Source organism: Thalassospira sp. SN3W (assembly GCF_038070535.1).
GTDB lineage: Bacteria > Pseudomonadota > Alphaproteobacteria > Rhodospirillales > Thalassospiraceae > Thalassospira > Thalassospira xiamenensis.
In genome coordinates, this window is record NZ_CP121124.1 from 3131514 (window position 1) to 3156972 (window position 25459).

Genomic DNA, 25459 nt, shown 5'->3' on the forward strand with positions numbered 1-25459 from the left:
CGATGACAGAACGGCAGAACCGCAAAGCGCGCCCGGTCCGTCCGGCGCGGAAGGTGGGGACGGCGGCGAAGCGTGCGACGTCTGATCGGGGGCTTCCCGATGGAGCGCAGCGTGCTGCCGGTCGGAATGCGACCGGGCAGGGTGAGACCAGGCCGGGGGATGCCAGGCCGTCGGGAGCAGACCAGAAGGCGGCGAGATTTGGCCGGATGGCGAAGGAGCCGGTCGGCCGTCTTGGAGCAGGTGCTGGTGCTGGTGCGGGGACAGGCAGCAATGCCGGGACCGGAACCAAAGCCGGCGGGATTGCGATTGCCGATTTGCGGGCCCGGTTCCGCGCGGCGGTCGGGCAGAAGCAGGGCTGGGTCCGGCATTGGCAGGAATGTTACGAATTTGCCCTGCCGCAGCGCAACGGGGCGAGCGAGCAACCGGGAGCATCCGGCGGGGTATCTGGCGGGGAAAAGAAATTTGATCGGGTGTTTGATGCCACGGCCCCCGATGCGGTCGAGCAGCTTGCGGCAAGCCTGATGGCGGAAATCACCCCGCCGAGTGGTGGCTGGTTCGCGTTTGAGCCGGGCGGCAATGTGGCGGATGCGGATCGGGACATTCTGACCGCGCGGCTTGCACGGGCTGCGAGCATTTTGCAGGGTCATTTTGACCGGTCCAATTTCGCGGTCGAGATGCATCAGGCGTTTCTCGATCTGGTGACGGCGGGGACGGCGTGCCTTCGGCTTGAAGCGGATGATTTTTTAAGCCCGTCGGCGTTTCGGTTTGGCGCGGTGCCGCTGCGTGAACTGGCGTTCGAGGAACGCAGTGACGGCAGAATGGATGCGGTGTTTCGCAAGCTGTCGCTGAGCCGGGACGAGATTGCAAGGCAATGGTCAGAGGCGCGGTTGCCCGATAGGGATCGGGATGAGGGGCAGAGCCCGAGACGATACGCGGTGGTCGAGGCGGTTCTGCCCGATCCGGGGGCGTTTGGCGGTTATCAGCTTTGCGTGTTTTTTGAGGATGGCGGGCAGGTTTCGGGTGGTCTGGCCGGCGAAGATGGGGTGATCCATCGGGACCGGTTTGAGGTGTCGCCCTATATCGCGTTTCGGTGGATGAAGGCACCGGGCGAGGTTTATGGCAGGTCGCCGGTGATGAAGGCGCTGCCCGATATCAAGACGGCGAACAAGGTGGTCGAGCTGGTGCTTAAAAACGCATCCATCGCGGTGACCGGCATCTGGCAGGCTGATGATGACGGGGTTTTGAACCCGGCGGCGATCCGGCTGGTGCCCGGAAGTATCATCCCGAAGGCGGTCGGGTCGGCGGGTTTGACGCCGCTTGATGCGCCGGGGCGGTTTGATGTTTCTGATCTGGTGCTGTCCGATCTGCGTGATCGCATCCGGCGGTGCCTGTTGGCCGACCGGCTGGGGCAAAGTGACCAGCCGGGCATGACCGCGACCGAGGTTCTGGAACGGGCATCGGAAAATGCCCGGTTGCTGGGGGCGACCTATGGGCGGTTGCAGGCGGAACTGCTTTATCCGCTTATTCGCCGGGCGGTCCATATTCTGGTGCGGCGTGGGGAGCTGCCCGATATGCCGCTTGATGGCGATGTCGTGCAGTTGCGCCATAGCGCGCCATTGGCCCAGTTGCCCAAACGCGTACAGGCCGGGCAGGCGATGGATTGGCTGTCACGCATTGCGACGCTGGGGCCGGAGGCGCTGGGCGAGGTCGATATGCCGCAGATGGTCCGCTGGCTTGCCGATCAGTTTGGCGTGCCGGACCATTTGCTCAGGCCGATGATGCCGGTTTTACCGCCGGTCGAGCCATCACTTGAGGCGGGCGTTTTGGAGGATGCGGTATGAGTGGCTGGGACTGGTTTGACGGCTTGGCGTCCGCCGCCGACGACGAAACCGAAGAGGTGGATCGGGTTCATTGGCAGCAATGCTTTGGCACGAGTGCGGGGCAGAAGGTTTTGGCCGATTTGGAACGCAGCATCCTTCGAACCGCGCTTGGCCCGCAAAGCCCGGATCGGGCGATCTGGATGCGGGAAGGGCAGCGGGCGCTGGTTTTGCAGATGGCGCGGCTTGCAAGGGGCAGCGTAGATGGGGGTGGTTCGGACAGGGGATGAGGTGATCCTTTGGTGTGTTTGGTGCCAGTTTGGCGCATGCAGCCCGATGGACTCCCGCGTTCGCGGGAGTGACGGGGTGGGTGTGGTGACGGGAGAGGTTGGGGCGGTATCATTCTCTTCAACCGTCATTCCCGCGAACGCGGGAATCCAGACTTGGTGCCGCGCGTACCGTTAATCAGGAAAACCGTAACTTTATGAACAGCAATCCGGCAGCGAAGCGGCTGCGCGGAGAGGGGAGAGTGTATCATGACCATTGAGCAGAACCTGACGCGGTCAGAAGCCGGGCACGGAGCAGAGGATAATCTGTTGCGTCCGGCCGATGTGGCGGGCGGCGTGCCTGAGGCGTTGGAAGGTTTGGAAAGTGGCGCGGAGGATGTGGTTTCCGATGCTGGTGTCCTGCCAGAAGGTGAGGTTGATGCCGGTGAAGCCATCGCGGTCATTGACCCGGCCAGCATTCCCGAAACGCCCGACGGATACGAGATTGCGGTTGATGAGGTGCTGGGCGCGGTTGATCCGGCGGTAAATGCGCGCTTGCATGAAGCGGGATTTACCGGCGCACAGGCGCAGCTTGTTTATGATCTGGCGGCCGAGGTGATCGGGCCGTTAATCGGCGAGGTTGAGGGCGCAGGCAAACGTGCCACGGATCGGGCGGCACTGGCGGCGGAATTTGGCGGGGCGGAAAACTGGAAACGGTTGGCACCGCGGATTGAGAAATGGGGGCGCGAGAACCTGCCCGAGGCGGCGTTTGAGGTTCTGTGCCAAACGGCAGACGGGGTGCGCAGCATTCATCGGTTGATGAGCGGCCGGGCGGAGCAGGGACTGGCGTCGGGGTCAGGCGCGGACGGGACAGGCGATTTGCGCCAAGATATCCGGGCCAAAATGAATGATCCGCGATACTGGCGCGACCGTGATCCGGGGATTGTCGCCGAGGTGCAGGCAGGTTTTGACCGCCTGCATGGCATTTCCTAGTTCACCTGATAGCGGCCATCGGTTTTGTGGACTTCGGGGGGAATGCGGGTGCGCTCGAACGCGGCATACACGTCATAAAGCCCCGGTGCCGGGACGCTGGCAAAGGCGTCTTCGGTGAGGGTCACGGCATCATCCATGTTCTGGCGTTTTTCAAAGACGTGGACGGGCACCTGTGCCTGCCCGGCGCGAAGGGCCGTATCGATCAGCATATAGACCGGTTCGATATCGCTGTTTTCAAGGGCAATACCGCCCGTGCCCTCGCAATTGCCGCGAAGGGCGGGGCGGGCGGTTTCGGCCTGTTCTGCCATTTCTTCGGGGCTGCCTGATGTGAGCGGGGTCAGGGCGATTTCGAGGTGATGGGGGCTGCTCGGCGAAAGGTCGTCGCGCGTGACATGGTAAACGCCAAGATTGGCGGTGCTGCCGATGGTCTGTGCGGTGCCGTCGGTTTCGCCGTTATTGCCGTCGCTGGCGCGCGTGATGGCATCGGCGTCGCAGAAATTATAGCGGGTAAACAGGCGGTAACGGTTGTTTGCCTTTAACCAGACTTCGACATCGCGATCCGCATAGAAGACGCGTACGAAAACCGGCGCGCCAATCGCAAGATCGGCGTTGGACAGTTCGGCTTCGAGATCGGGCAGAACCCGGTTGCGGATATTTTCCGCGCCAAACCCGGCAAGGGACGAAACCCGGCTGGTGAAGTCGTTGAAATAGCCGGGAACAGGGGTATAGGGCAGCAGGGTATAACCCGCTGCCCCAATCCCGATCAGGGCGATGGTGGCAAACAGTTTTGCGCGCAACGCAAACTCCAGATCATCAATTTTGCAACAGGTCCGGCCAAACCGGACAGATGTTCGATCCCCCGTGGCGATGGGGGTTCGAGCCGAAACACAAGACCACTCAACCATGACCGCAAGATGACCGGTTCGGGGTGCAAATAAGGCGGAATTGCCTGATTTGCTGCCGCTTCGGGATGCTGCATCGCGCGTTGCGGCCTTAAAATTGTTTATGGGCAGAAGGATATAAACCGATGAGTGTCACGATTGATAAAAGCTTTGTGGATCATTTCCAGGCCGATGTGCATCAGGCCTATCAGCGGATGGGATCAAAGCTTCGTAATACGGTGCGGGTCAAAAACAGCGTCAAGGGGGCCAGCACGGTTTTCCAGAAAGTCGGCAAGGGCACGGCCACCACCAAGGCACGGCACGGCAAGGTGCCGGTGATGAATGCCGAACATGAAGCGGTGCGCTGCGACCTTCGCGATTATTATGCCGGTGACTGGGTCGATGCGCTTGATGAGCTCAAGACCAATCACGATGAAAAGATGGTTCTGGCCAATGCCGGGGCCTATGCGCTGGGTCGCAAGACCGATGAGCTGATCATCAATGCGCTGGCAAGCGGCGAGGAGCTTATTGATCACAATGATACGGGGCTGACCCTTGGCAAGGTGATGGCAGCGTTTGAAGGCATGGGCAACCGCGACGTGCCCGATGACGGGCAGCGTTATGCGATTGTCGGCTGGAAACAGTGGTCGCAGCTTTTGCAGATCAACGAATTTTCCAATGCCGATTATGTCGGCGATGATGACCTTCCGTGGAAGGGTACGCAGGCGAAGCGGTGGCTTGGCACGCTGTGGATGCCGCATTCGGGGCTTCCGGTGGCGGACGGCATCCGGTCGTGCTTCTGGTATCACAGAACGGCGATTGGCCATGCGATCGGGGCCGATGTGCAGTCCGACATTACCTGGCACGGCGATCATGCGGCGCATTTCGTCAACAATTCCATGAGCCAGGGTGCGGTGCTTGTTGATGATGCCGGGGTGAGCTGCATCCGGGCCAAGGAATAGGCCGCGGCTTCTGAAGATTTTTCATACAGATAACGGAGATCAAAATGGCAGAAGGTTTTAAAGCCAGAAACCTCAGTGTTCTGGCCTATGCCAATGGCTTTACGCTTTGGCATTACATCACCCCGGATTTCGCCGCCGATGTTGATACGGCGGGCTATTTCCGGGATGCGCGCGACATGCTGCGGGTTGGTGACATCATCATCGCCAATACCAACCGCGATGCCACCATGTCCGGCGGGCTGTTCGTCGTGGCAAGTTCGGGGGCTTTGGGCGTTGATGTCCGAGATATGACGGCGATTGGCAGTTCGAATACGGACTGATCAAACAATTACATTGTACTCTTGGTTGCATTTTGGTTTTGGGTTGCGATCATACGGATGTTATCTTGCTCATATGAAAGCATGATCAAGGACTTAATTGTATGAGAGCCGATGAAGTTGCTCACTATCTGAGTGCAACCAAGTCTTTGTCCGGTACACCGATTTGGATTGCAGGCTCAAAAGACAATCAGTTTCGTTTGAAGTGGCCGGTGATATTCAGGGGTACAGGTGGCACACACTTAGAGATCACCTATAGCAGTGGAGCGCCATATCTTAAATATAGCATGATGTTGATGGTGCCGCCGCCGGTGTTTCGACTTGATGTCGGCAAAGAACTAACCCATATGAACCACAGACCGCATCCTCATATGATTCGAGGGCATCATTATCATCCTTGGGAACTGAACTCGCCCGAAGGGCGGGCTGCAATTCCCAAAAGTTTGCGTGAAGCTCTTCGGTATGACAGGGCAACAGATATCCGAACCGCTTTCGATTGGTTTTGTGATATGGTAGGGATCGCTTCTCCAAGTTCGGAACTTCCCGAACCACCGTTGCGGGAGACGTTGCTATGACAGACAGATATTTGCAAATCTCCTCCGAAATTGTTAAGGCGCGTCCCGTCGAACATGGAACGCTTGTTGATACCACTTGCTTGCTTGCAACAGGTGAAATTGTACAAGTTCTTGTAAGCGGCGGTTTAAACGATGTGGTTGTTTCTGACTGTGGTTTGGCAATGACAGAAATAGAAAACCTTGGAGCGGTTGAAAAGTTTCCGTCCAGGCGCTTTAAAGGCTATGCGTCCAAATTCGGAGTGAATGTTTCTCAAAAGGGGGAACTTTATCTGAAGACTTCTGCCGCTGAAATATCAGCAGCAGTTGTGCTGGTTGCCAACGCCGTTCAGGAAGCGGTTAATACAGAAACATTCCGTATGAAGCCACAGCATCATCGAGATTTGAAGATTGCAGTTGCCGATTTCGTTCGCGAGAAAGATTTGCTTAAATTCGAACGAGATCGCACCATCTCAGGAAAGTATACGGCTCATAAGTTTGAGCATGTATTTGAGAGCAGAAACAATCGATTGATTATTCTGGATACAGTTGTTCCTGACTTAACCTCTATAAGTTCACGTGTAGTTGCTCATATCGATGTGAGAGAAAATTCGGAGATCAAGGCTGAGTCTCTGTTGGTCTATGACGAGACTGATAGCTGGAGAACAGATCGATTAGGGCTTCTTGAACTCGCTGGAACGATTGTACCTTTTGACAGATTGGATGAGGCTATGGCTGTCCGCTTCGGATTGGAAACAACTCATTAGCGAATAGTCCAAATAGACGAATTCGAGCAGCCCGGCCACTGAGCCGGGCTTTTTTGTTTTGGTTCAGATGTGAACCATCTAGGCTTCTACCGACCCCGACAGCAAATGCTGTCGGGTTTTTTTTATGTCCAACACAGGAGAATGCCCATGCAGGGTTCCAAACCGGTCGAATGCGAAGTGCTTAACGTTATCCAGGCGGCGGGTATCTGGCCGGACTGCGATGACAAGACGCAGCTTTTGCAGGCGATCAATACGCTGATTTCGGGTGGCGGCAATGGTGGTGGCGGTGGTGCGACACCGCTTGGCACGGTGCTGCCGTTTGCCGGTGCGACGGTGCCGGAGGGCTTCATGCTGTGCGATGGCACCGAACTTCTCGCAAGCGACCATGCCGATCTGTTTGCCGTGATTGGTACGGTTTATGGCGAAGGCGAAGCACCGGGCAGCTTCAAGCTCCCGGATTTGCGTGGCCGTGCGGCGATTGGTGCCGGTCAGGGTGTTGATCTGAGTGATCGGGTGCTGGGGGCGATGGCTGGGGCAGAAACCCATCAGCTTACGGTTGATGAGATGCCCGAACACGATGGTCATATTGATGGTGGTATTGGTCAGGCTGGTAATAATGCCGGGGTTTCCTCCAGTTCCTCAGGATCAATCCGCGGTGGCGGCCAGCCGCACAACAACATGCAGCCTTTCGTGGTGCTGAACTACATCATCAAGGTCTGATTTTACGGCGTTAACTTTTTCCCTCGACCCGGCAGCATTCCGCTGCCGGGTTTTCTTTTATCCAAAACGGAGAATATCCATGCAGTGTAATACACCGGTTGCCAGCGAAGTTCTGAACGTTGTTCTGGCGGCCAATATCGCGCCGGATCGGCAGGATGACACCCAGCTTTTGCAGGCGATCAATACCCTGATTGCCAATGGCGGTTCGGGTGGCAATGGCGGCAATGGCGGCGGTTCTGGTGCCGAAATCGGCTCTGTCACGGCCTTTGCCATGCCGACCCCGCCGGAGGGCTGGCTGGTCTGTGATGGTTCGGCGGTTTCGCGGACCGACTATGCCGATCTTTATGCCGCGATTGGCACGGTTTGGGGGGATGGTGACCAGATTGCCACCTTTAACCTGCCGGACCTTCGTGGGGAATTCATTCGCGGTTTTGATGCCGGGCGTGGTGTGGATGCGGATCGTGTGTTTGCGTCTGGTCAGCTTGACGAATTCAAAACACATTCTCACGGTATTGAGACTTGGGGCGTTAACACGGCGATTGCTGGGCAGGTACATATGGGGAATGGATCGCCGTTCCAAAATGTGCCCACCAGTGAGACGGGTGGAGATGAAACCCGTCCGCGTAACATCGCCATGACCTATGCGATCAAGGCGTTTTATCCGGTGGCGGTTTCGGTCTGATATCTGACGGATGAACGATGGGCGGGGTCCGGGGTTCCGGGCCCCGCTTTTACCTGCGGCACGAAGGACTGGATTCCCGCCTGCGCGGGAATGACGGCAGGGAAAAAGCTCCTTTCACCGTCACTCCCGCGAAAGCGGGAGTCCATCGTGCCGCATCCTTAAAACCGGCCATGAGCCTGCAGTCCGATGGTTTTACTGCGCCCCTTTTTCCGCCAGATATTTGGTGACCTGAGCGGATGCTCGGGCGCGTTGTTCGTAGGTGACGGAGGGGGCGGCGACTTCGATCCAGGTTTTGGCTTCGACATGATCGCGCGCGGCGGCGATGGACAGATAGTACCAGGCAAGTTCGAGGTCTTCGGTGGTGTATTCGCCGTAATAATGCATCCGGCCCATGGCGGCAAAACCGTTGGTATCGTCAAGTTCGACGGCCTTCTGATACCAGACAATTGCACCTGCCGGGTCTTCGGGGCCGCCGATGCCGTATTCAAGGAAATGGCCGTAATAGTAAGGGGCATCGGGATCGCCGTTTTCAGCGGCAAGCTTCATCCACTTCCGGGCCAGCACCGGATCGGGTTCGATGCCCTCGGCACCGGACTGGTAGATGGCGGAAAGGTTGTATTGGGCGTAGGCGTCGCCGTCGGAGGCGGCCTTTTCATACCATTCGCGTGCGCGGGGAAGGCTGACATCGACCCCGATGCCGTGCAGATAGCAATCGGCCAGATTGACCATGGCAGACACATCGCCCAGATCGGCGGCGCGTCGATAGTGATAGGCGGCTTCGGTGGCGTCGGGTGCGACGCCTGACCCGTTGAGATACATGACACCGATCAGGTTGATCGCCCCGGCATGGTTATGATCCGCCGCCTTGCGGGCCAGTTCCATCGCGCGGGGGAAATCCTGCGGCATGCCATCGCCATAATAGGCGGCCAGCGCATCGGCAAAGAGCTGTTCGGTATCGGTTGCCGGGGCGGTCGCCGTCGGTTCGGGGGCGGGTTTGGGTACCGGTTCGGGTGCGGGAGCCGGTTCGATCTCGACGAGCCGGAAGGATGTAAAGCGTTCGGTTATCTTGCCGTTGGCATCCATGGTCCGGTTGGTGAAGGGGCAGGGTTCTGATGCCGGGTAGGTCGTAATCCCGCTGTCACCGGCCATCGCCTCTATCGCCGGGGGGTATCCCTGTTTGGCAGCACAATTGTACCAGCCTTCGGCTTCTTCGAAGGCATCAAAGAAGAGGAATTGTCCTTCGAGATATTCGGCCAAAGCAAACTGGGCGGCGGGATCGCCATTCATGGCGCGGGCGCGCAGGGCGTCTTCATCGCCATCGTAGCTGTTTGCGGTGTCGGAAATGTCTGGTGCGTTTTGCTTCTGGTCGGCGGTGTAACCGGCCCCGGTGTAATAGCATTCGCCGGTTTCGCTGATATCGAAATCGGCGTTGATGTTTTGCAGCTGATCAATGGCGGGCTGGTCACCCTGCAGGGCGGCGCATTCAAGCAGGCGGGTGATGGTGAAATGTTCATCATCGTCAATGTCGCCGTCCTCGGCATAGTCGTAGGACAGTATGGCGCCCAGTATGCGCTGGGCCTCGGCATCGCCTGCGTAGGACTTGCGCCAGTATTCCCGGATCAGGGGATCGTCATCGGTGTTCTGGGCGATTTCCGTGGGGGGCAGCGTTGGTGTGGCGAAGGACGCCAAAGCCGGGGCCAGAGCCGGGAACAGTGCAGACAGGCCGAAACTGCCAGCGAAAACAAGTGAGGTGACATACGGGAACCGGGACATTGGTGCTCCATTCAAATTGCCCGGCCCTGTCACGGTCGGTTGAGACGGATTTTGACAATATTTCAACGATATCGGCAACCGGGAATTGAAGGGAACGCGATATGGCACTGAGCGACATCGCACTTTGTGCGCGTGCATTGGTGATGATCGGGGCGGCACCGATTGCGTCGTTCGAGGACGACACCGCCGAGGCCGAGGTGGCGGGGATGCTTTATCCGGCCATACGGGACGGGATGCTGGCGGCGTATCCGTGGCGGTTTGCGGCACGCGGCTCGTGGCTGGCGCGGAAGGAAAGTGAGGACGTTTTGGGCATGGGCGAGGGGATGTTTGTCCTGCCGGGTGATTTTATCCGGTTGCTGTCGCTTGAAAGTGACGGGGGTGCGGTGCCGGAGTTTGAGTTGGTGCAGGGGGCGGTGAGGTGCGGGGCGGATCGGGCGTATCTGCGCTATGTCGGGCGGATGGCGGAGGGAGCGTTTCCGGCGTTTTTCGATCTGGCGTTGATCACACGCCTTGCGGCGGAATTTTGTGTGCCGCTGACCGAAAGTACATCGCGGGCGGAATATCTGTTTAAACGCGCCGAGGATCAGTTTCGCAGTGCGAGGCTTGCCGATGCGCAGCAATCAACCCCGCGGGCGATTGGGGATTTTACCCTGATCGGGGCGCGGGGATAGGGATTTTGGGGCGAGTGGTGAAGGGGACGGGATATGGCGCGCAGGGTTTTGGAAAAGACGACATTTTCGACCGGTGAACTGGCCCCGGAATTGTGGGGGCGCTCAGACCTTAATGCCTATGGCAATGGGGCGGCGCGGTTGCGCAATGTGTTTATTGAACCGAGCGGCGGGGTGCGCAGGCGGCCCGGTATCGCGTTGATTGATGCGGTGTCCGGCCCAGTGCGGTTGATCGCGTTCGAGTTCAATACCGAGCAGACCTATCTGCTGGTGTTTGGGGATTATCAGGGCACGGTGTATCGCGATGGGGTGGCGATTGTCGGGTTTGAAACGCCGTTTGGGGTGGCGCACCATGCGCTTCTGAACTGGACGCAAAGTGCCGATACGTTGCTTGTCACCCATCCAGACGTCGAACCGATGCGCCTGACCCGCAAAGGATCAGACGACGGGGCGGGAACGTGGGAGATGAGCAACTGGGCGTGGCGGGAAACGGCGGTGAAGCGGTTTCAGCCATACTATAAATTCGGCGATCCGGCGGTTTCGATCACGCCATCGGGCACAGGTGGCACCAGTGGCACGGTCAGCATCACGGCCAGTTCCGACCTTTTTGAAGCCGGGCATGTCGGGACGCGCTGGCGGATACAGGGGATTGAGGGGGAGATTGCCGGGGTTTCGAGTGCGACACTGGCAACGATTGCGTTGCAAGAGGCCCTGCCCGATGCCAGCACGACACAGGATTTTGAGGAACAGGTTTTTTCAGCCGTTCGTGGCTGGCCGCGCAGCGTGACCTTTCATCAGGACCGGATGGTGATTGGTGGATCGCGCGATTTGCCCAACCGGTTGTGGATGTCGAAATCGGGGGATCTGTTCAATTTCGATCTGGGCGAGGGGCTTGATGACGAGGCGATTGAATTTGCCCTGCTGGCCGATCAGGTCAATGCGATTACCGGCATTTTCGCAGGCCGCCATTTGCAGGTTTTCACCAGCGGGTCGGAATGGATGGTGACGGGGGACCCGTTGACCCCGGCCAATATTCAGGTCACGCGACAGACCCGGATCGGCAGCCGGGCGGATCGGACGGTGCCGTTGGTCAATGTCGATGGGGCAACGATCTTTGCCGCGCGAAGCGGCCGGGAATTGCGTGAATTCCTGTTTACCGATGTCGAGCAGGCTTATGGGGCGGCGGATTTGGCCCTTTTATCGCGCCATCTGGTGCAGGGCCCGGTTGATCAGGCGTTTGATGCCGATCATCGGCTTTTGCATGTGGTGATGGGCGATGGCAGCCTTGGCACATTAACACTTTATCGCAGCGAGGCGATCACCGCCTGGTCGGCGCAAAGCGTTGAGGGGGCGGCGTTTCGGGCCATCGCGGTGGCGGGCGGGCAGGTTTACCTTTGCCTTGAACGCGATGGGAAATTTTACCTTGGCCGGTTTTATGAGGGTTGCGGGCTTGATCTTTCGATCACCGCAGAGTTGGCGGAGGGCGAAAGCCCGCGCCGCCATTGGGGCGGGTTTGATGATCTGGAGGGGGTGACTCTGGCCATCTGGGCCGATGGCGTGCTTTACCGCGATATCACGGTTTCGGGCGGCACGATCAGCTTGGCCGACGTGGTGTCAAAGGTCGTGGCCGGATTGCCGTTTATCCATGAAATTGCCGCCCTGCCACCGGCCGGATCGGATGGCACGCGGGCACATGGCGGTAATGCGTTGCGGCTTGTGTCGGTGACGTTTCGGGTGCAGCAGACCGAACAATTGCGCGTTGATACCGGGCGGGGATTTCGCGATGTGACGCTGGGTAGAGGACGGAGCGAGGACGCGGCCTATAGCGGTGATGTGAGCTTGCGTGCCCTTGGCTGGCGGCGCGGCAGTGCCGGACGGGACAATGATGGATTATGGCGGATCGCCGGGGATTTTCCCCGGCCTTTTTTATTGCTGGGGGTCGCCAGCGAATTGGGGGTGAATGACTGATGGGCGCGTTTGCATCCTATGCACCAATGGCACTTTCTGCCCTGCAAACCGGGCAGCAGATTTCATCAAGCCGGGCGGATCAGAAAAGCCGCACGGCAGAGACCGAAGCCAACCGGCAGGCCGATATCGCGCAAATCAATGCCAGCGAGGCCGAACGGGCACGCGAACGGGCGGAGGAATTGCGCATTCGTCAGGCACGGTTACGTGCCCGGCAGGGGGCGGCGGGCCTGCAAAGCGGGGGCACCGGATCGGCCAGTGCGGTTCTGGCCGGGCTTGAAAAGCAGGCATTGTCAGAAACGCAGGCCGAGACGGACGCGGCGGCGCGCAGACGGGCGGAGGTCAACCGGCAGGCAAGTTGGCGTGAAACATCGCTTTTGCGGTCGTCACAGGATGACACGGTTGCCCGGCTGAATGCGTGGTTTGCCCGGCGGGACGGGTGGTGAGGGTTTAAGGGGTTGGTGGTGAATATTGAGTGTTCGGCACTGTTTGCTGGATTCCCGCGTGCGCGGGAATGACAGGGGTGGGGTAGGGCCTTTCCACCCGTTCGTCACTCCCGCGAAAGCGGGAGTCCATGGTGCTGCGAGCTCGGTGGTTGGGTTTGAGGCTGTGGCACCGCTGACTGGATTCCCGCGTGCGCGGGAATGACGAGGTTTTGGGGTAGGGCCTTGCCACCTGTTCGTCACTCCCGCATAGGCGGGAGTCCAGAGTGGCAGGTTCGGGTTAGTTTTTTTGGGGGGGATGAGATGGGCGTGGTATTTAAGGGGACTGGCGGGGCGAGTGTCGGGTTTGCTGGCGACGGGGAACGCACGGTTTTTCCGTTTCAGTTTGCGGTTTTTGGCAGTGATGATGTGGCGGTGCGCGTTGATGGAAAGCCGGTCACGACCGGGTTTCATGTGGCGTTAAATGACGGTGAAGACGCGCCCGGTGGCGCGGTGATTTTTGAGGTCGCGCCATCGGTGGGGGCGGCGATTTCGATCCGGCGGTATTTGCGGTTACGGCGGTTGAGTTCCTATGGCAGTTCGGCATCGCCGCGCGGTGATGCGGTGGATCGGGATCTGGATTACCTGACCGCGGCCCTTGGCGATGTGGATCAGGCGATGGTGGGCAGTTTGCGGCTTGATCCAGCCGATCAGGGCAAGGGTGATCTGGCATTGCCGCGGATGGTGCCCGGCCGGGCCCTGGTGTGGAACGATCAGGGCGACGGGCTGGTGAACGGGCCGGATGCGGGCGAGATTGCATTGGCCGGGCAGCATGGCGCGATGGCGCAGGATGCGGCGAACCGGGCCGAGGCCGCCGGAACGCGGGCGGAAACCGCGCTTGCAGGGTTTCAGAAGCAGATGGCGGGGGCGGCGTTTGACCTTGATCTGCGTGCGCAAAACGTAACGCTTTGGCAGGATGAACGGCGCATGCCGGTGATGGATGCGCCGGGCGACCGGATCATGGATATCCGCGAGACCGGGGCGCTGGTGCGGTTATCGAATGGCGGGCGGCTGAGCCTTCCGGGGGTGAGTGCCGCGCGCAACGGGGTGCGATACCGGGTGGTCAATGGCGATGGCACGATGGTCGATGTCCGTGCGGCGAGCGGGGACCAGATTGTGCCGTTTGACGGGGCGGCGGTGCGCAGTGTTTATGCCCTGCCGTTGCGGGGCGATTGCGTTGATCTGATCTGTGATGGCGGGCGGTGGTTGTTAGCCCCGATCCGGCAAACCGGGCCGGTGGTGAAGCTTTTGCGCACCAATGCGCAGGATATTCCGGCGGGTGGTTATTTCATCGTCGAATGGGATCAGGTGGCGGAGGATAGCCACGGGCTTTATGACGCCGCCCTGCATGGGATCGGGAGCCTTCCGCCCGGTTTTTATCATGTTGATGCCGGGGTGAATTTTGCCATCGGGGAGACGGCGGTGGCGGTCAGTGCCTATGTCGAGCGACAGGGGACGGCGGGATGGAGCACGCATTTGCAGGCGTCCGACATTGTCGGGGCGGGCAGCAATGCGACGCAGAGTGTGCGGGTGAGCGGCATCGCGCGGATCGGGATTGGCACGGATAATGCGCTTCGGCTGCGGGTTCGGCATTCGGACAGTGTGACGCGCCAGATCGCGGCGGGGGCGGTGATGAGCTGGTTTCATCTGTGCCGGGTTGGCGGGTAGGTTGGAGGGGGTAGCATCGCTGGCGGGGTGTGAGGCTGCTGCACCAAGGACTGGATTCCCGCGTTCGCGGGAATGACGGCTTATTGGGATAAGGTTTCAACACATTCGTCACTCCCGCGCAGGCGGGAGTCCATCGAGCTGCGGGTTCCGTGGCCGGTTTTGAGTATGCGGCACGGCTGACTGGATTCCCGCATGCGCGGGAATGACGGAAGGAAGTGAGGTCCGCTACATCGTCACTCCCGCGAAAGCGGGAGTCCATGGGGCTGCGGGCTCGGTCGTCGGCTTTGAGGATACGGCACTGTTGACTGGATTTCCGCCTGCGCGGGAATGACGGGTGGGGGCTGGGCCTTTCCATCTGGCGACAGGCTCGTTGATCCTGACGACATTTCATCATTTGAAGACGGAGAATGCAAAATGGGCATGCGATATGCGCCATTGGAAAGCTGTCTGCGCGTGGGGCGCGCCAGCCCCAAGATCGTGCGCGGGGCGGACGGGATTTTGGCCGAAATTGGCGTGGATATGCCGGGCCATGATCATGATGCGCTGGGCCGGGCGAAGGGGCTTTTGATCGAGGGGGCGGCAAGCAATCTGCTGCGCTATTCCGCCAGTTTTTCCAATCCGCTTTGGGAAAAGGATGCGGGGGTGGTTGTGGCGACGTCCGGGGTTGCGGCCCCGGATGGGAGTATGACGGCCACACAGCTTGACCTTCCGGGTGGGGCGGGTGGGCTTTTTCAGAGGGTAGATGACCTGGTCGTTGAGGGGATTTACAGCCTTGGCGTCTGGGCGCGGGCGGTTTCGGGCACGGCGGAGATTACGCTGGGCGGGGTGGATGGGGCGTCAAACCATGCGGTGAGCCTTGCTGAAAGCTGGCAACGGGTGGGCTTTGCCGAGGTTGCATCGGGCACCAGCCGCTATCCGAAAATCAGCACCGCGATTTCGGGCAATCCGGCATCGATCCTGATCTGGAATGCGCAGCTTGAGGCCGGGCCGGTTTTGACAAGTGACATGGTCAGCAATGGCATTCCCGCCGCACGGGCGATGGATGATGTGATGCTTGATGCGGGGGACTGGTTCCGGGGCGCAACCGGGCGGGGCACGTTTGTTTTTGATCTGGAATTGCCAGCGGCCTGGGATGGGATTTGGCGGATCGTGCAGATGCATTCGGGGAATTTGAACGATGATCATCTTGATCTTGGCTATGACAGTGCGGCGGATCAGTTGCGGATTTCATTGCGCAAGGGGGGCGTGCCGATCATCAGCCAGTCGCTTTATGGCGGGCTTGTGCCGGGAACGCGCACGCGGATCGTGCTGGCGTGGGCGGATGACGGGGTTGCGGTGGCGAAAGCGGGCGCGATTTTGAAATCGCCGGGTGGCTTTGCCATGCCGCGCAGTCTCAACACGATCCGGGTGGGGAGTTATGCCGGGCAAAGCGGGGCCTTGAACGGGCATTTGCGCGGGGTTTCCTACTGGCCGGAACGGTTGGGGGATGATCGGTTGATCGCGCTTTCGGCAAATCCCGAAAATTAACCCCATGGAAGCCCCCAAACGAAACAGAGGAAACGGAGGACAGGATGGAGGAACTTGATACGGTGCGGGCAGAACTTTTGCAAAGCCTGCCCGGTGATATCAGCCGGGCGCGCAATGCCTATCGCCGGATGGCGCAGGCGGCCGCCCTCAAGATGGATGCCAAAAGCTTTGCTGCGCATCAGACGGCGTGCAAGGCGGGGCTTTCGCATCTAGAGGGCCTGATCAAGCTGCTGCGCTGGGCGTCCGGCCCGGATGCGGCGGAGAGTGACAAAGCAAAGTCGCCCGCGATGGAGGAGGCGGAGATCAGGAAGCTGATTGCGGAAGCGCGGGGGGCGTTGGCGGGGAGTTGAGAGAGAACATTTGTTCGTGTCTTAGTGAATACCGAGGCTGTACTTTTAAATTATAGCGTTCTTATATTACTGTTACTCTCGTGTGAGTAGTGTTTTGGGGGCGTTATGTCTGAAATGAACTCGGATTTATTGGTCGTCACCGAAAATATTGTCCGAGAATTTGTATTGGAGAATTTGCCTTATGATCGCAATAAGACCGCTGTCTTAAGAGACCTTGAGGGAATGACGGGCAATGATTTGTTGCACACATATCTGAACTGGTTTGCCAGAATTGTCCCCTCTGTTCCCAGGCATGTTCATTTGTCCCAATCTCTTTTAATGAACCCGTTACTTTCCAAGTATGGAAGAGAGTATGGGGAGATACGCTCTGCAATAGAGAAGGGGATAAGTTTGCAGCCATTTCTGAGCCGAAGTGTTCGATATGGCTATGATAGAACCAAAGGTATTGCGAAGAATCTTCGGAAACGTCGTGACCTTGATTTGATGTTGAATGATTGGGGGATACATCACCTGCATCTGTCATCTTGCGTTGAAGACGATGGTTTCGTCGCAAGGTCAGACTACATTCTTTTTGCTATTTTTCGAGCGAATCACGCGTTTCTTATCGACATACGACCTCATAATGAAGAGCACGTATGGGCGCGAAAAGAACTGTTTCGTGCAATTCTGAAGAGTTGGCCAGATTATGATTTAATTTGGCGTTTGGAAGGCATAGAGGCAGGGGGAGAAAATGCAGATGATGATGCTGAATTTGCTGAGCGGCATGTAGCATTAAGGCAAGCAGGAGTAGTATCGCCTGTTGTAATTGATGGATCGGTATATGTTGGTAGCGGTGGGCTCTCTACCGCCGGAACTTCTTGGCACAGTGGCCGCTGGACGGCCACAATTAGGCGCGATCTAGCGAATTTCTTTTCTCGTTGGTTCAATGCCCCCGGTGGGGTTAGGAGTGAAGTTCTAGCCCAAGGCGCTTTGTTACCCGATGAAGTGAATTTTAGCTTCTTCATTCAAAATGATGGAAAGTACGGTGCCCTAGAAAAAGAGAGGGGCATGTTTTTAAAGTTAGGCCAGATCGTCTTTTAGCGACGTGAGGCTTCAGCTTTGGGCCGTGCGGAGAGTTCTGCGTGTAGCGGCACGGCTGACTGGATTCCCGCGTTCGCGGGAATGACGGGTTTTTTGGGGGTAAGGTCTTTCCATCCTTTCGTCACTGCCGCGCAGGCGGGAGTCCATGGGGCTGTGGGCGCGGTTGCTGGTTTTGCGATCCGGTTGTTTGCCATTTGGCATAAAAATGCTATATTGATGCCAAATGGGGGTATGTGATGGAATTCGCGATTGTGGAGCCTACCGGGGCGCGACCGGATGCGACGGCGATTACCGGGGATGAGGCGGCGGCATTGGCGCGGGCCACGGTCAATCTGTTTGATGTCTGGGATCTGAGCGATCAGGAAGCGCGCGTTTTGCTGGGCGATATGCCCGCGCGCACATGGGCGCGGTGGAAGAAGAAGGATATCGGGCGGATTGATCGTGATTTGCGTACGCGCATGGCGATGCTGATCGGGATTCACAAAGGATTGCGGTACCTGTTTCGTGAACCGGCACGCGGTTATGCGTGGATCCGCAAGCCCAATGCGGCGTTTGGCGGGCAATCTGCGCTTGAGATCATGTTGCGCGGCGAGATCATGGATATTGCCGATATCCGAAGTTACCTTGATGCGGAGCGTGGTGGCTGGTGAGCAGGAGCAGGCATGTTGCGTGGCCGCAATGCGTGCGGATCATCCGGTCGATCTATCCGCCGATTGACCTGTTTGAAGATATCGCCGATCCCGCCGATTGGGAGGCGCTGGCATCGGCCGAGGCCAAGATGAACCCGCGTATTCGTGACAGCATTGGCAATCTGGCGAAGGTGCCGGTCGAACGCCGGGTATCGGGGCCGGGGGCGAGTTATGTGATGGCGCCGTTTGTCCATTGTTCGCCCTATCGCCCCGGCCGGTTTTCCGATGGCACATACGGGCTTTATTATGCGGGGGATTGCCGGTCTGTGGCGATTGCCGAAACCGTGCATCACCATGCACGCATGATGCGGGCGACCGATGAGGAACCGGGCTGGACATCGCAGTTTCGCGAACTGGTCGGCAGGATTGATCATGTGTTTGATGACGTGAGCCATCGGGCGGATTTGCTGGACCCCGATGATTATACGGCGTCGCAGAAATTTGGTGCAGAGCGCAGGGCAGCGGGATCGGACGGGATTTACTGGCCGAGTGTGCGGTTTGACGGCGGGCATTGCATTGCAGCGTTCTGGCCTGATGTGGTGCCGATCCCCGTGCAGGGCGATCATTTTTCCTATCACTGGAACGGGGAGGCGGTCGATTATGTTCGTAACCTTGCCAGTGGGGAGACTTGGCGGGTTTTGTGACAACCGGGTGGTTGTGAGGGTGCGGCACGGAGGACTGGATTCCCGCGTTCGCGGGAATGACGGAAGATAAGGTGACATTTACCTCCCTCGTCACTCCCGCGCAGGCGGGAGTCCATGGGGCGGCGGGCGCGGTGGCTGCACCGTTTCATGATGCAGCCAGCCGGTATCAGGCGTTATTTGAGTGTGACATGGGCATGTGACGGGGCGTGATCGGCAAGGGCTTTGCCGGCGTCCGCCCATGACGTATCAGCCGGATCAAGCGCGGATTTGAGGTAGGCCAGCGTCATGCGTTGGGTGATGGCAAGGCGGTCGGGGTCTTCGTCGTCGGTTTCTTTTGCGTCATAGCCGGCAATGCCGCCAAGGCCGTGTTTGCCGCCAATCAGGGTCAGCAGGGCATCAGAACCGGGGCTGTGGTGGAACGGGTCGGTGTGCCAGGCGGGGCCACGGGTCGTCAGGTGCGGGTTGTCATCGGCATCGCCCGCAACGACGAGGGTTCTGGTCGTCAGGTGGCTGAAATCGGGGTTGAGTGATGTGTAGTTTGCGCGTGCAAAGTCGCTGAGGCTATCCCCGCCCTTGCCGGGGGCGGCCAGCAGCACACCGGCCTTGATGCGCGGTTCGATCAGATCGACATTCTGTGCGGCCGGGTCGTTGATGTCGGTCAGACGGGCACCAAGCAACATGCCGACGGTCTGCCCGCCCAGTGAATGGCCGATGGCAGCGATTTTGGAGCGGTCGAGCCGCCCGGCGATGGCGGGAAACTGGTTCTCTATCGTGTCAAGCTGATCAAGGATGAGCTTCATATCCAGCACGCGCGAGCGCCAGAAAAACGGTGCCCCCGGTGCATCGGCCGGAAGGCCCGCGACCTTGGAATTGCCATGGGTCGGCTGGATCACGACAAAACCGTGCGCGGCATAGAAATTCGCAAGCGGCGCGTAACCATCCTTGGACGGGATATAAAGCGACGGACCATGCCCGTGCGACAGCAGAAGGATCGGAAGGTCCCGATCATTCGAGGGCGGGGTGAGCGGCGCGGTGATGCGCAGGTCAAGCGGCAACCCGCGATCCGGGGCCGGAAGGGTGACCGGATTGATGCACAGGGTCGGAAAGGACGGACCAGTCGGGATATGGCGGGCATCGGTAAGCAGATTGTTCATGACTTGGTGCCTTGTTTTGCTTGGCGAAGGTCGGGGGCTTCGCCTATATAGAAAAACGGAACGTTGATCCGATATTAAACGGAACTTTGTTCCACTTGATGAATTGTATATACGGAACGTTGTTCCGTATATCAAGGGTGATTGCGTGCGGGGTCTTTGGACCGGCGGCAGCAGGGAAGGTTTGAGTGACAGACGACCCGACAAAACATGACCTTGAAGGCAAGGCACCGAAACGGCGGGTGCGCGCCGATGCCCAGCGTAACGAGGATGCGGTGCTTGAGGCGGCCAAGGCGGTTTTTGCGACCGCGGGCGTGGATGCGCCGGTGCGCGAAATTGCCACGAAGGCCGGGGTTGGTGTGGGGACGCTGTATCGGCGTTTTCCGACCCGGTCGGACCTTGTGGCGGCGGTTTTCAGGCGCGAGGTTGATGCCTGTGCGGCGACCGCAGAAACACTTGCGGCGGATTATCCGCCGGGCGAGGCGCTGGTGCGCTGGCTGAACCGCTATACCGATTTTATCGCGACCAAAAAGGGGCTGGCGGCGGCATTGCATTCCGGTGATCCGGCGTTTGATGCGCTGCCCGATTATTTTCGCGCGAAGTTCGAGCCGGTTCTGACATCGCTTCTGGAGGGAGCCGCCACGGCGGGCGAGGTACGTCGCGATATTGCTGCCTATGACCTGCTGCGCGCGATCGGCAACCTTTCGGTCGCAGGTGTTGGCGATGAAGCCGGGGCGGCGCATACGCGCAGCATGGTGGAGCTTCTGGTCGACGGGTTGCGGTTTGGCGCGGTGAAGGCGGAGCGGTAGGGCGGAGGCCTTCGGTTTTGCGCGAAGGTTTTTTCCACTCTGTCGTCACTCCCGCGCAGGCGGGAGTCCATCGGGCTGCTGGTCCGGTGGAAGGTTTTGAGGCTGCGGCGCGAAGGACTGGATTCCCGCCTTCGCGGGAATGACGGTTTATTGAGATACGATTTCCACCCGTTTGTCACTCCCGCGCAGGCGGGAGTCCATCGGGCTTGCGGGTCCGGTGGAAGGTTTTGAGGCTGTGGCACGAAGGACTGGATTCCCGCGTTCGCGAGAATGACGGAAGAGAGTTTATCGACGCTTATGCGTTCAGGCTGTCGAACAGGTCGTTCCAGTCGGGATTGTGTTTTTCGATCAGGTCGAGCTTCCAGGCGCGGCGCCATTTTTTAAGGCGCTTTTCGCGCAGGATGGCGTTTTCCATGCTGTCATGCAGTTCAAAATGCACGAGTTGCCCGACATCGTAACGTTGGGTGAAGCCCTTATCCGTGGCTGTGCGATGTTGCCAGATGCGGGCGCGCAGATCGGCGGTAACGCCGATGTAAAGCGTGCCGTTGCAGTTGCTGGCAAGGATATAGACGCAGGGCTGTTTCATCGTGGAAGGATAGCAGGATTTGGCCGGATGGCGGAGTTTTTGGTGATGCCGATGGGTGGTTCTGGTTGCCGGGTTTGAGGATGCGGCACGAAAGACTGGATTCCCGCGTTCGCGGGAATGACGGCTTTGGGGATGGGCTTTCTGCACATTCGTCACTCCCGCGAAAGCGGGAGTCCATGGTGCGGAGGGTTCGGTGGTTGGGGTAGAGGACGTGGCCCGCAAGGTCTGGATTCCCGCGTGCGCGGGAATGACGGCTTTGGGGATGGGCTTTCGACACATTCGTCACTCCCGCGAAAGCGGGAGTCCAGGGTGCAGCGGGTTGGATGGTGAGGGGATCGGGCATGGCGCAGGTGATTGATCGGGTGCGGGCGAGGTGTGCCGGGTTTGGCGAGTTTGTCTGGATCTGGAATGCGATGATGGGGCTTGGGATGCCGGGGCATCATCGCGATATGGCGGCGTGGCTTGAGGCGTGCTGGCAGGCGGGGAAGGGGCAGCTTTTGCTGATGGCGTTTCGTAATTCGGGCAAGTCAACACTGGTTGGGCTGTTTTGCGCGTGGCTTTTGTATCGCGATGCGGATTTGCGCATTCTGGTGCTGGCGGCCGATCTGGGACTGGCGAAAAAGATGGTGCGCAATGTCAAGCGTGTGATCGAACGCCATCCGTTGCTGGCGGGGCTGTTGCCCGAAAAGCGGGTCGATTGGGGCACGCAGCGTTTTACGGTTGAACGACCGGGCGTGTTGCGTGATCCGTCGATGCAGGCGGCCGGTATTGGCGGCAATATCACCGGATCGCGGGCCGATGTGGTGATTTGCGATGATGTCGAGGTGCCCAAAAACAGCGATAGCGCCCATAAACGCGCCGAATTGCGCGAGAAGCTGGGCGAAATTGCCTATGTCCTGTCGCCCGATGGCACGCAGATTTATGTCGGCACCCCGCACAGCTATTATTCGATCTATGCCGACGAAATCCGGGCCGAAACCGGGGAGGCCGCCCCGTTTCTGGCGGGGTTTGAGCGGTTCTGCCTGGCGATCCTTGATGATCAGGGACAATCGAACTGGCCAGAGCGGTTTTCGGTTGCGAGGATCGAGGAAATCCGCGCCCATACCGGGGAGCGGAAATTTGCCAGCCAGATGATGCTGGAGATGCTGGCCCCCGGTGACGGCATCCTCGACCCGGCCCGGTTGCACCGTTATGGCGATGATGCGGTGATTGCGCAGGCCAACGGGGCGCTTCGGCTGTCGATTGCGGGGCGGCGGATGGTGGCGGGCGCATGCCATTTTGATCCGAGTTTTGGCGCCAGCGGGGGCGCAAATGAGGGCGATGGCGCGGTGATTGCGTGCGTTTATGTCTGCGAGCGCGGGGAATACTGGCTGCATGATATGGCGTGGTTGACATTTGATCCGACGCGCCTGCTTGAGGCCGATGAAGCCAGCCAGATTTGTGCCAAGGCAGCAGCATTCATCCGGCAGAACCATTTGCCGTCGGTGCGGGTCGAGACCAATGGCGTTGGGCGGTTTTTGCCCAATATCCTGCGTCGCGCCTTGAAGCAGGCCGACTGGGCGGCAAGTGTGGTGGAGCATCACGAGGCGAAAAACAAGGACGCGCGGATCGAGGATGCATTTGGGGCGGTGTTGAGTGCGGGGTTGCTGCATGCGCATGCGCGTATCTGGCAAACGCCGTTCATCCGTGAAATGCGCGAATGGCGACCCGGCGAGGGACGGGGGCGCGGGAAGGGCAAAGCAGGCCAGCATGATGACGGGCTGGATGCGGTGGCGGGGTGCCTGATCCACGAGCCGGTGCGCCTGCCGCGGGTGGAAAAAGCCCTGTCCGGGGGCGACTGGCGGCCTGCCGGGGCGGCTTTTTCGGCGCGAAACGGGTTTCAGCCCTAAAAAGTTTCGTGAATTCACAAATGCTTATGCAATCCGTCGATCACAAAATCGAGAAATTCATGGAAAATTCAATATTCGTGATTACCTTAACTATATGGTTGAATAGTAATTGCGAAAATTAACTATACTAAGGAATGGTTCACAGCCTTTGAGCCGATACGGGTTTGTTGCCGCAAGGCGCGGCGTTGGTCAATTTAGCAGTGCCGGAACACAAGACGCCCCTGCCGTTCATCCCGGGCGCACCGCACTGCCTGTCCCTTAAAGGAGGGCCTGACCATGTGGAAAACTGTAAGCCTGATTGCCGTAATGGCCGGTGGCATCACCCTTGCCAGTCCGGTTACGGCGCAGACCGTATCGCCGGTTTGCGGCGACCGCACCAAGGTGATCAACAGCCTGAGCGCGAAATATTCCGAGGAACCGGTCGCGGTTGGCGTGACCGCCAATGGCGGCGTGATCGAGGTGTTAAAAGCGCCTGATGGCAAGACATGGACCATCCTGTTTACCTCGCCCAACGGGGCAAGCTGCCTTGTGGCATCGGGCGAGGCGTGGCAGGAGCTTGAGGTAAAGCTTAACGGGCCGCACGCCTGATTTTCGGCGCGCCCCGGACCGAGACACCAGCCCCGCAACCGACCCTATCCTCCCGGTGGGTGCTTGCGGACCCGGCTGGTGACCATTGACGGATGACTGAGACGAAGACAATCGGGACGATTGAGACGACGGCTGATCCTATCTTGTCTGGTTTTGATGAGTGACCTCCTTGACTGACCCGCAAGCCTTTCGGTTTGCGGGTCTTTTTTGTTCGGTGGCCGGCGGGAGGATGATGCCGGGGATGTGGCACGAAGGACTGGATTCCCGCCTGCGCGGGAATGACGGAGGTTGAGGGGCGATGCTCACCTATTTCGTCACTCCCGCGCAGGCGGGAGTCCATGGTGCAGCTGATTGTATTGTTTGAGAGGAATTGTTTAATGGAATCAAGTCATTGGTCAGATTGCTCAATTTACAACGAGCCAGCTCTTCCGTTGGGGGAGTGTGACTGTGGAGCGCTAAATCTGACAAAAAATACGATGCATCGCCTTATCGCCTCTCTTGTAGCCTGGGCGAGGGGCGTGGGAAAGCTCATCCAAGATGGCCAATCCAGTTGTTTCATCAAGTCTGAGTAGCTTCCACCCAGTTCTTTCATTGTGAACGCTCCCTCCACGCACTTGCCATACCCTCATGACAGCATGGCCGTCTGAGGTGAGCCCACATGCATGAACTTCAACAGTTCTAGAATAGCCGTCGTACCTAATTTCAATGCATTTTTGAGCTTGAAGGGCTTCGCAAGCGGTTGTGTGTCGCATTTGTTCCTCCATGAGCTCCTCACATATCATCTTATCATTAGGTGGTACTAATTTTCGTTTTGCAATCTTTAGTTACAAGGAGGATGTGATGAGTGGACCGGTTGATCTGATCTGGTGGATTACGGCGGTGGAAATTCCGGCGGTGGCGGGGCTTTTCTGGCTGAACTGGCGGATGCGGAGCGAGCTTTCGGCGCGGCTGGAAAGCCAGCGTGAGGGTCATGACGCGGAGATGATCGCGCTTCGCGATGGCTTGGCCAACTTCAAGCTCGATGTGGCGCGAAACTACGTTTCGATCCCGTACCTTAAAGATATTGAAAAACGCCTGACCGCGCATCTGCTGCGCATCGAGGCGAAGCTTGATCACAATGTACCGGCGGCGTGAGGCCGGTTTTGAACCCGAGAAAGGAAACAGCGATGAATGATGTTCTGATGATGGAAACCGTTAGCGACCCGCAGGAATTGCCGGTCGCCGAGGTGCTGGCAAGGACGCTTTATGGCGAGGCGCGCGGCGAGGGTTTGCCGGGGATCGAGGCGGTGGCCTGCGTGATCCTCAATCGGGTGGCATTTGCCAAAGCGCGCGGGCGGTATTGGTGGGGCAGCACGGTTTCGCAGGTGTGCCTGAAACCGGGGCAGTTTTCGTGCTGGAACGCCAATGATCCGAACCGGGCAAAGTTGCTTAAACTCAGCGCGCGCGACCCGGCATACCGGCTGTGCAAACGGGTGGCGACACGGGCATTGGCCGGGGAGATTGCCGACATGACGATGGGGGCAACGCATTATCACACCCATGCGGTTGATCCCTATTGGGCGCGCGGGCAGGTGCCGGTGGCGGAGATTGGCGGGCATCTGTTTTTCAAAAACATAGGGTGAACGTAAAGCCCC

27 protein-coding genes are annotated in these 25459 nt (G+C 58.9%); 23 read left to right on the plus strand and 4 right to left on the minus strand.

Annotated elements, in window-relative coordinates:
• The first annotated feature begins 2 nt into the window (after window positions 1–2).
• The 3 genes from P8T57_RS14135 to P8T57_RS14145 all read left to right on the plus strand — a co-directional run bounded on the left by P8T57_RS14135 (window position 3) and on the right by P8T57_RS14145 (window position 3076).
• Entirely contained in the window at window positions 3–1841 is a 1839-nt protein-coding gene (locus P8T57_RS14135; RefSeq protein WP_341363456.1) for a portal protein, read from the plus strand.
• A complete protein-coding gene (locus tag P8T57_RS14140; RefSeq protein WP_341363457.1) occupies window positions 1838–2107 on the plus strand; it encodes a hypothetical protein in 270 nt (89 codons plus the stop codon). The genes P8T57_RS14135 and P8T57_RS14140 overlap by 4 nt, the downstream gene beginning before the upstream one ends.
• 246 nt (window positions 2108–2353) lie before the next feature.
• Window positions 2354–3076 carry a hypothetical protein gene (locus tag P8T57_RS14145; RefSeq protein ID WP_341363458.1) on the plus strand — a complete coding sequence of 241 codons (723 nt, stop codon included), beginning with the start codon at window positions 2354–2356 and terminating at the stop codon, window positions 3074–3076.
• Here the strand turns inward: P8T57_RS14145 and P8T57_RS14150 are convergent.
• On the minus strand, window positions 3073–3873 hold the full coding sequence (locus P8T57_RS14150) for a hypothetical protein (RefSeq protein WP_341363459.1): 801 nt from the start codon (window positions 3871–3873) through the stop codon (window positions 3073–3075). The two genes, P8T57_RS14145 and P8T57_RS14150, sit on opposite strands and share 4 nt — an antisense overlap.
• Window positions 3874–4103: 230 nt before the next feature.
• Between P8T57_RS14150 and P8T57_RS14155 the strand changes: the two genes are divergently transcribed.
• From P8T57_RS14155 to P8T57_RS14180, 6 genes are all read left to right on the plus strand, one after another.
• Window positions 4104–4919 carry a phage capsid protein gene (locus tag P8T57_RS14155; protein WP_037991857.1) on the plus strand — a complete coding sequence of 272 codons (816 nt, stop codon included), beginning with the start codon at window positions 4104–4106 and terminating at the stop codon, window positions 4917–4919.
• 44 nt (window positions 4920–4963) lie between these two features.
• The gene (locus tag P8T57_RS14160; protein ID WP_097050891.1) at window positions 4964–5239 is read left to right on the plus strand and encodes a hypothetical protein; all 276 of its coding nucleotides are present in this window, start codon (window positions 4964–4966) and stop codon (window positions 5237–5239) included.
• Window positions 5240–5340: 101 nt separating this feature from the next.
• On the plus strand, window positions 5341–5811 hold the full coding sequence (locus P8T57_RS14165) for a hypothetical protein (protein WP_139190006.1): 471 nt from the start codon (window positions 5341–5343) through the stop codon (window positions 5809–5811).
• Window positions 5808–6554 (plus strand): hypothetical protein, encoded by a 747-nt coding sequence (locus P8T57_RS14170; protein WP_341363460.1) that lies wholly within the window; start codon window positions 5808–5810, stop codon window positions 6552–6554. The genes P8T57_RS14165 and P8T57_RS14170 overlap by 4 nt, the downstream gene beginning before the upstream one ends.
• 147 nt (window positions 6555–6701) lie before the next feature.
• Window positions 6702–7274, plus strand: a complete 573-nt coding sequence (locus P8T57_RS14175; protein WP_341363461.1) for a tail fiber protein — start codon at window positions 6702–6704, stop codon at window positions 7272–7274.
• A gap of 79 nt (window positions 7275–7353) precedes the next feature.
• Window positions 7354–7956 carry a phage tail protein gene (locus P8T57_RS14180; protein WP_341363462.1) on the plus strand — a complete coding sequence of 201 codons (603 nt, stop codon included), beginning with the start codon at window positions 7354–7356 and terminating at the stop codon, window positions 7954–7956.
• Window positions 7957–8148: 192 nt separating this feature from the next.
• Here P8T57_RS14180 and P8T57_RS14185 read toward each other — a convergent pair whose 3' ends face one another.
• Window positions 8149–9729 (minus strand): tetratricopeptide repeat protein, encoded by a 1581-nt coding sequence (locus P8T57_RS14185; protein WP_341363463.1) that lies wholly within the window; start codon window positions 9727–9729, stop codon window positions 8149–8151.
• Between the two features lie 101 nt (window positions 9730–9830).
• Here P8T57_RS14185 and P8T57_RS14190 point away from each other — a divergent pair, with 101 nt between their 5' ends.
• The 9 genes from P8T57_RS14190 (at window position 9831) to P8T57_RS14230 (ending at window position 18802) form a co-directional block, all read left to right on the plus strand.
• Window positions 9831–10400, plus strand: a complete 570-nt coding sequence (locus tag P8T57_RS14190; protein ID WP_341363464.1) for a hypothetical protein — start codon at window positions 9831–9833, stop codon at window positions 10398–10400.
• A gap of 33 nt (window positions 10401–10433) precedes the next feature.
• Window positions 10434–12365, plus strand: a complete 1932-nt coding sequence (locus P8T57_RS14195; RefSeq protein WP_341363465.1) for a hypothetical protein — start codon at window positions 10434–10436, stop codon at window positions 12363–12365.
• Window positions 12365–12808 carry a hypothetical protein gene (locus P8T57_RS14200; protein ID WP_341363466.1) on the plus strand — a complete coding sequence of 148 codons (444 nt, stop codon included), beginning with the start codon at window positions 12365–12367 and terminating at the stop codon, window positions 12806–12808. Before P8T57_RS14195 ends, P8T57_RS14200 begins: the two co-directional genes overlap by 1 nt.
• 300 nt (window positions 12809–13108) lie before the next feature.
• A complete protein-coding gene (locus tag P8T57_RS14205) occupies window positions 13109–14512 on the plus strand; it encodes a hypothetical protein (RefSeq protein ID WP_341363467.1) in 1404 nt (467 codons plus the stop codon).
• A gap of 414 nt (window positions 14513–14926) precedes the next feature.
• The gene (locus tag P8T57_RS14210; protein ID WP_341363468.1) at window positions 14927–16039 is read left to right on the plus strand and encodes a hypothetical protein; all 1113 of its coding nucleotides are present in this window, start codon (window positions 14927–14929) and stop codon (window positions 16037–16039) included.
• Between the two features lie 44 nt (window positions 16040–16083).
• Window positions 16084–16389, plus strand: a complete 306-nt coding sequence (locus P8T57_RS14215; RefSeq protein ID WP_341363469.1) for a hypothetical protein — start codon at window positions 16084–16086, stop codon at window positions 16387–16389.
• A 105-nt stretch (window positions 16390–16494) separates the two neighbouring features.
• The gene (locus P8T57_RS14220) at window positions 16495–17469 is read left to right on the plus strand and encodes a hypothetical protein (RefSeq protein WP_341363470.1); all 975 of its coding nucleotides are present in this window, start codon (window positions 16495–16497) and stop codon (window positions 17467–17469) included.
• Between the two features lie 236 nt (window positions 17470–17705).
• Window positions 17706–18119: an MbcA/ParS/Xre antitoxin family protein gene (locus tag P8T57_RS14225; protein ID WP_341363471.1), complete on the plus strand. Its 414-nt coding sequence runs from the start codon at window positions 17706–17708 to the stop codon at window positions 18117–18119.
• Window positions 18116–18802 (plus strand): RES family NAD+ phosphorylase, encoded by a 687-nt coding sequence (locus P8T57_RS14230; protein ID WP_341363472.1) that lies wholly within the window; start codon window positions 18116–18118, stop codon window positions 18800–18802. The genes P8T57_RS14225 and P8T57_RS14230 overlap by 4 nt, the downstream gene beginning before the upstream one ends.
• Window positions 18803–18975: 173 nt before the next feature.
• Here P8T57_RS14230 and P8T57_RS14235 read toward each other — a convergent pair whose 3' ends face one another.
• On the minus strand, window positions 18976–19956 hold the full coding sequence (locus P8T57_RS14235) for a chlorophyllase (RefSeq protein ID WP_341363473.1): 981 nt from the start codon (window positions 19954–19956) through the stop codon (window positions 18976–18978).
• 185 nt (window positions 19957–20141) lie between these two features.
• Between P8T57_RS14235 and P8T57_RS14240 the strand changes: the two genes are divergently transcribed.
• Window positions 20142–20762 carry a TetR/AcrR family transcriptional regulator gene (locus P8T57_RS14240; RefSeq protein WP_341363474.1) on the plus strand — a complete coding sequence of 207 codons (621 nt, stop codon included), beginning with the start codon at window positions 20142–20144 and terminating at the stop codon, window positions 20760–20762.
• Window positions 20763–21057: 295 nt separating this feature from the next.
• Here P8T57_RS14240 and P8T57_RS14245 read toward each other — a convergent pair whose 3' ends face one another.
• Window positions 21058–21348, minus strand: a complete 291-nt coding sequence (locus P8T57_RS14245) for a GIY-YIG nuclease family protein (protein ID WP_071240243.1) — start codon at window positions 21346–21348, stop codon at window positions 21058–21060.
• Between the two features lie 341 nt (window positions 21349–21689).
• Between P8T57_RS14245 and terL the strand changes: the two genes are divergently transcribed.
• The 4 genes from terL to P8T57_RS14265 all read left to right on the plus strand — a co-directional run bounded on the left by terL (window position 21690) and on the right by P8T57_RS14265 (window position 25447).
• Window positions 21690–23237 (plus strand): phage terminase large subunit, encoded by a 1548-nt coding sequence (gene terL / locus P8T57_RS14250; RefSeq protein ID WP_341363475.1) that lies wholly within the window; start codon window positions 21690–21692, stop codon window positions 23235–23237.
• Between the two features lie 276 nt (window positions 23238–23513).
• Window positions 23514–23825 carry a hypothetical protein gene (locus P8T57_RS14255; RefSeq protein ID WP_063093571.1) on the plus strand — a complete coding sequence of 104 codons (312 nt, stop codon included), beginning with the start codon at window positions 23514–23516 and terminating at the stop codon, window positions 23823–23825.
• An 840-nt stretch (window positions 23826–24665) separates the two neighbouring features.
• A complete protein-coding gene (locus tag P8T57_RS14260; protein ID WP_341363476.1) occupies window positions 24666–24959 on the plus strand; it encodes a hypothetical protein in 294 nt (97 codons plus the stop codon).
• Window positions 24960–24991: 32 nt separating this feature from the next.
• Window positions 24992–25447 (plus strand): cell wall hydrolase, encoded by a 456-nt coding sequence (locus P8T57_RS14265; protein WP_341363477.1) that lies wholly within the window; start codon window positions 24992–24994, stop codon window positions 25445–25447.
• Window positions 25448–25459 lie beyond the last annotated feature (12 nt).

Coding starts and splice junctions, on each gene's coding strand:
- P8T57_RS14135 (WP_341363456.1), top strand. CDS start 3: ATGACAGAACGGCAGAACCGCAAAGCGCGCCCGGTCCGTCCGGCGCGG.
- P8T57_RS14140 (WP_341363457.1), top strand. CDS start 1,838: ATGAGTGGCTGGGACTGGTTTGACGGCTTGGCGTCCGCCGCCGACGAC.
- P8T57_RS14145 (WP_341363458.1), top strand. CDS start 2,354: ATGACCATTGAGCAGAACCTGACGCGGTCAGAAGCCGGGCACGGAGCA.
- P8T57_RS14155 (WP_037991857.1), top strand. CDS start 4,104: ATGAGTGTCACGATTGATAAAAGCTTTGTGGATCATTTCCAGGCCGAT.
- P8T57_RS14160 (WP_097050891.1), top strand. CDS start 4,964: ATGGCAGAAGGTTTTAAAGCCAGAAACCTCAGTGTTCTGGCCTATGCC.
- P8T57_RS14165 (WP_139190006.1), top strand. CDS start 5,341: ATGAGAGCCGATGAAGTTGCTCACTATCTGAGTGCAACCAAGTCTTTG.
- P8T57_RS14170 (WP_341363460.1), top strand. CDS start 5,808: ATGACAGACAGATATTTGCAAATCTCCTCCGAAATTGTTAAGGCGCGT.
- P8T57_RS14175 (WP_341363461.1), top strand. CDS start 6,702: ATGCAGGGTTCCAAACCGGTCGAATGCGAAGTGCTTAACGTTATCCAG.
- P8T57_RS14180 (WP_341363462.1), top strand. CDS start 7,354: ATGCAGTGTAATACACCGGTTGCCAGCGAAGTTCTGAACGTTGTTCTG.
- P8T57_RS14185 (WP_341363463.1), bottom strand. CDS start 9,729: ATGTCCCGGTTCCCGTATGTCACCTCACTTGTTTTCGCTGGCAGTTTC.
- P8T57_RS14190 (WP_341363464.1), top strand. CDS start 9,831: ATGGCACTGAGCGACATCGCACTTTGTGCGCGTGCATTGGTGATGATC.
- P8T57_RS14195 (WP_341363465.1), top strand. CDS start 10,434: ATGGCGCGCAGGGTTTTGGAAAAGACGACATTTTCGACCGGTGAACTG.
- P8T57_RS14200 (WP_341363466.1), top strand. CDS start 12,365: ATGGGCGCGTTTGCATCCTATGCACCAATGGCACTTTCTGCCCTGCAA.
- P8T57_RS14205 (WP_341363467.1), top strand. CDS start 13,109: ATGGGCGTGGTATTTAAGGGGACTGGCGGGGCGAGTGTCGGGTTTGCT.
- P8T57_RS14210 (WP_341363468.1), top strand. CDS start 14,927: ATGGGCATGCGATATGCGCCATTGGAAAGCTGTCTGCGCGTGGGGCGC.
- P8T57_RS14215 (WP_341363469.1), top strand. CDS start 16,084: ATGGAGGAACTTGATACGGTGCGGGCAGAACTTTTGCAAAGCCTGCCC.
- P8T57_RS14220 (WP_341363470.1), top strand. CDS start 16,495: ATGTCTGAAATGAACTCGGATTTATTGGTCGTCACCGAAAATATTGTC.
- P8T57_RS14225 (WP_341363471.1), top strand. CDS start 17,706: ATGGAATTCGCGATTGTGGAGCCTACCGGGGCGCGACCGGATGCGACG.
- P8T57_RS14235 (WP_341363473.1), bottom strand. CDS start 19,956: ATGAACAATCTGCTTACCGATGCCCGCCATATCCCGACTGGTCCGTCC.
- P8T57_RS14245 (WP_071240243.1), bottom strand. CDS start 21,348: ATGAAACAGCCCTGCGTCTATATCCTTGCCAGCAACTGCAACGGCACG.
- terL (WP_341363475.1), top strand. CDS start 21,690: ATGGCGCAGGTGATTGATCGGGTGCGGGCGAGGTGTGCCGGGTTTGGC.
- P8T57_RS14255 (WP_063093571.1), top strand. CDS start 23,514: ATGTGGAAAACTGTAAGCCTGATTGCCGTAATGGCCGGTGGCATCACC.
- P8T57_RS14260 (WP_341363476.1), top strand. CDS start 24,666: ATGAGTGGACCGGTTGATCTGATCTGGTGGATTACGGCGGTGGAAATT.
- P8T57_RS14265 (WP_341363477.1), top strand. CDS start 24,992: ATGAATGATGTTCTGATGATGGAAACCGTTAGCGACCCGCAGGAATTG.